General features: G+C 31.0%; 4 protein-coding genes. 1 reads left to right on the top strand and 3 read right to left on the bottom strand.

The window, feature by feature from the left end; all coding sequences use genetic code 11:
• The first annotated feature begins 144 nt into the window (after positions 1–144).
• On the top strand, positions 145–1,455 hold the full coding sequence (locus SVN78_08700) for a citrate (Si)-synthase (GenBank protein ID MDY6821684.1): 1,311 nt from the start codon (positions 145–147) through the stop codon (positions 1,453–1,455).
• A gap of 233 nt (positions 1,456–1,688) precedes the next feature.
• Here SVN78_08700 and SVN78_08705 read toward each other — a convergent pair whose 3' ends face one another.
• From SVN78_08705 to SVN78_08715, 3 genes are read right to left on the bottom strand one after another with little or no spacing between them, the layout of a single operon-like run.
• Entirely contained in the window at positions 1,689–2,360 is a 672-nt protein-coding gene (locus tag SVN78_08705) for a molecular chaperone TorD family protein (GenBank protein MDY6821685.1), read from the bottom strand.
• 8 nt (positions 2,361–2,368) lie between these two features.
• On the bottom strand, positions 2,369–3,688 hold the full coding sequence (locus tag SVN78_08710) for a radical SAM protein (GenBank protein MDY6821686.1): 1,320 nt from the start codon (positions 3,686–3,688) through the stop codon (positions 2,369–2,371).
• Positions 3,689–3,745: 57 nt separating this feature from the next.
• Positions 3,746–4,378 carry a 4Fe-4S dicluster domain-containing protein gene (locus SVN78_08715; GenBank protein ID MDY6821687.1) on the bottom strand — a complete coding sequence of 211 codons (633 nt, stop codon included), beginning with the start codon at positions 4,376–4,378 and terminating at the stop codon, positions 3,746–3,748.
• Between the last annotated feature and the right edge of the window lie 66 nt (positions 4,379–4,444).

Genomic DNA, 4,444 nt, shown 5'->3' on the forward strand with positions numbered 1-4,444 from the left:
TTTTTGGGAGTAAGAATATGTTAGCTTTAAAAAGTTTTATTAAGTTATTTTATTTTTGTTATATTGTAATAATAAAATATATTTGCTACAAACTATTAGTGTTAAATTTTAACTAACATCAAACATAAACATAGGAGGTTAATTATGAGCAATTTGAAAGAAAGTTTGGCAAAGAAAATTGAGGAGCACAGGCCTAGAACGCAAAGATTAGTTAAGGAATATGGTGATGTAAAAGTATGTGATGTCACTATCTCTCAGGTAATAGGCGGAATGAGGGGTATTAAATGTTTGGTAACTGACATTTCTTATTTAGATCCCATTGAAGGAATTAGATTTAGAGGCTATACAATACCTGAAGTATTAAAAAAACTCCCTAAACCAAAAGATGCTGAAATGCCATACGTTGAAGGCTTCTTCTATCTATTGCTTACTGGCGATATCCCGACAGAAAATGAAATTAAAAGTGTTGTTGATGAATTCAAAAATAGAAAGAGGGTTCCAAAATATGTATTTGATGTAATTAGATCATACCCAAGGGATGCACACCCAATGACAATGTTTTCCATGGCAATATTGTCAATGCAAAGAGAATCTATTTTTGCAAAGGCTTATAGCGAAGGAAAAGTAACAAGGATGAATGCGTGGGAATATATGTATGAAGATTGTATGAATCTTATGGCTAAACTTCCAGAAATTGGTGCATATATTTATAGAATGAAGTATAGAGAGGATACCCCCATTGAATCAAATCCAGAGCTTGACCTTGGGGCAGATTTTGCTCATATGATGGGGATTGATAAACCATACGATGATTTAATGAGACTGTATTTTATACTACACTCTGACCATGAAAGTGGTAATGTATCAGCGCACACAACACATTTGGTAGCCTCAGCCTATTCTGATGCCTATTATTCACTATCCGCTGGCATGAACGGGCTTGCTGGCCCCTTGCATGGCTTAGCAAATCAAGAATGTCTCAAATGGGTACAAAATATGATGAAAGATTTAGGTGATAGGGTTCCTACAAAAGAAGAAGCTGAAAAATATTGTTGGGACACTCTTAATAGTGGTCAAGTTATCCCTGGCTATGGACATGCTGTTTTAAGAGCAACTGACCCAAGATACATGGCCCAAAGAGAATGGTGCCTCAAACATTTACCCGATGATCCTGTCTTTAAAACTACTAGTCTACTATATGAAGTAGTCCCACCAATTTTAGAAAAACAGGGTAAAGCAAAAAATCCATGGCCTAATGTTGATGCACACTCAGGTGTAATCCAGTGGCATTATGGTGTTAAAGAATATGAATTTTATACTGTTCTATTTGGTATCGGAAGAGCATTGGGCGTGCTAGCTAATATAACATGGGATAGAGCTTTGGGTTATCCAATAGAAAGGCCAAAATCTGTAACTACAGATATGCTAGAAGAAATAGCAGGGATAAAGAAATAACATTTGGATATTCATAGATATTAATATATATGGTCCCCTAAAATAAGGGGATCATATCTTTAAATAATGCAAATTACATAAATTTGTAGATGTAGTGATTCATTATCAACCTTAGATTTATAATATGTTGCAATTTTAAATATTTATTAGATTAATATTGTTCCTCAAAATGAATTATTTTAAGGATAGAATTTAAAGTAAACATATGGATTATATAAAAAATAATGATAAATTTACACAACTACTTTCTTTAAGAACCCATAATCCATATCTAGATAACCTTTTATGAAACTGGCAATGCCAGCATAAAAGGAATCACCATATAATATTTTTCTTAATATATCATTGCACAAATCACCAGTCCATCTAAACAGGTGTTTTTCTAAAAAACTTATTTGTTTGTAATAAATAACTTCCAATTCATCAATATCAGATTTTTTTGAAGCTTCTTTTGCCTTATACGATAAAAAGCTCATAAAGAGAAGTTCATGAGCAATATGGTCTTCTGGTAAATTAGCGTTCTTTTTTGTAAAAAATTTATTTTCATTAAATACCCTAGAAACCTCTTCCCAAGGCTTTTGCTTAAGAATCCTACTAACAGAAAGATAAACAGATTCATAGGGGGCAATACTGTAACTACCAAGACAAAATAGATTAGTATATTCCTTTGACAATCTTATAATTATATTATTTTTATCAATATTGGTATTTATTTCTCTTTTTAGATTTAAAAATATTTTTTTAACCTTTATGTGGTCTACGTTTTTATTATTACCAATCTCCACAAGATAAGTACATAATTCTTCAAACATCTTTAAATATTGCTTATCTGGGCAATCTATTAAACTTCTTGATAAAAAATTATAAACTACTTCCCTTCCACTATTAATTTCAATAAAATTCATAATTTTATTCATATATCTTTGTCATACTCAAATATTTTGGGTTTTGTATAATCAATATTTATTTCTTCTAATACCATATCCCCACCTCTATTTTCAACAACGTTATAAGTTATTGCAACTTCTATATCATCTGGTAGATATGGAATATATTTAGGATGAAATTCTAAAATATCATTTTCTTCATCATAGACACACTCTTTAACATTCTTTATATATTTAATAACCTTACCTATATCCTTTGAATAAACCTTTGCAGTTTTTATGAAAAAATCTTTTTCAGAAAACACCTCATAGGGCATAAGCATTGTTCCAACATTTTGATTATATATTTGAGATGTTAACTTATTCTCTAGTGAACAATAATGTACTCCCATTTTAAAATTTTTATCTAGAGCATAAAGTAGTAATTCTAAACACTCTTCTTCACTTCCGCTAATAGGTAGCCCACCAGGATAATTATAGCTATATAATATTTCATAGGGTCTATACTTTACCTTAAATCCTCGCTTTTTAAATTCATCAGGTCTAATCCATGGGTAGAGAAATTCTAATAGATTTATACCCGTAATACCTATATATTCTAACTCATTTAACAATTCTTTCATCTCCTCCAATGTACCAGGTATTACAGGCATTTCTACAACAACTTCTGGTATATATTCCTTAGCTTTGCTTAACTTTTCTATAATTGTTGTATCATAATTATTATCATCATTGGGCTTTATACTAAAACGTATTTCGTTTAAATTAAGTCTCTGCATTTTTTTTAATATTGATTCGTCAAGAAAATCACCATTTGTATAAATGCGGGTATGAGCTAAGGGAGATCTACTTTTTACCAGTTTAAAAAAATCGAATACTCTTTCAGGATACATTAAAGGTTCACCACCTGTTAGCGCAATTGCTTTCAATTGTTTTTTATTCTTAATAGCTTTAAACTCGGAAATGATATCATTATAATTTCTCACATAATACTCATAATTATCTTGATTTTTATTGCCACAAAAATAACAATCTCTATTACATCTTAGGGAATAGAAAAATGTAAAAGATTTATCACCCTTTCTGCATTCCAGGCAAGCTTTTGATAAATAATTTATATAAATACTCTTATTATTGTTACGAAATATAGCTCCTTTTTGCTTTAATAAATCAAGTAGCTTGCTTTTCTTAGTTGCCAAAGCTTCATCATATTCTGCTACATCCATACCAATTTTTTTTATATCTATTAGCAGCTGTCTATTGTTGTCAATATACTTTAAAGCTTCTTCATAAAACTTTTTGTTTTTAATATTATTTATATTCTTCTCATCAATAGATATTAACATATTATCATACCTAAAAAGTTTTTTCCTTCAATATAATACCTTTATTTATTTTTTAAACTAATATATTTTTGGTTTTATTTTTGGGTTAAAATATATATTAGGTAGTGTATCTTCATCAAGGGGTGAACCATATAGACCTACAGTAGAATCAGGAAATCCTACTACTGTTCTTTGTGCATTTGGATATCTTTCAAATATCTCTTCTACTGTTCCATAATCCAGTGCCCTTTGAGGACAAGAGGCAACACATGCTGGTGGCAATCCATCTTCTAGTCTGTCCCAACAAAATGTACATTTCTGCATAGGATGAGGTACTTGCCAAGTTGTATCCTTTGTTGGTTCACTTTTATCATCAGCAAACTGAGGAGCACTAAATGGACACGCTGCTTTACATGCCAATATATTTATACACAACGATCTATCCACTAAAACAATACCGTCTTCTTCTCGCTTATAAATTGCACCAACGGGACAAGCTTTTAAGCATGCAGGATTAGTGCAATGATTGCAGGACATAACCAAATTAAAAATTGCTAAATTTGGGAATGATCCATCCTCTTCTACATATTTTCTGCGCCATTCAGCTGGCCCTGGATTAACATTATTCCAATCTTTACAAGCTACAACACAAGCATCACATCCCATACACCTATTCTGATCAAAATAAAATGCTATTTGTTTTTTTGCCATTATCTCCTCCTAGCTTACTATTTAACCCTTTTTTATATTCACTCTTGTATCTGCACCTAATGTCAT

This window comes from Deferribacterota bacterium (assembly GCA_034189185.1).
GTDB lineage: Bacteria > Chrysiogenota > Deferribacteres > Deferribacterales > UBA228 > UBA228.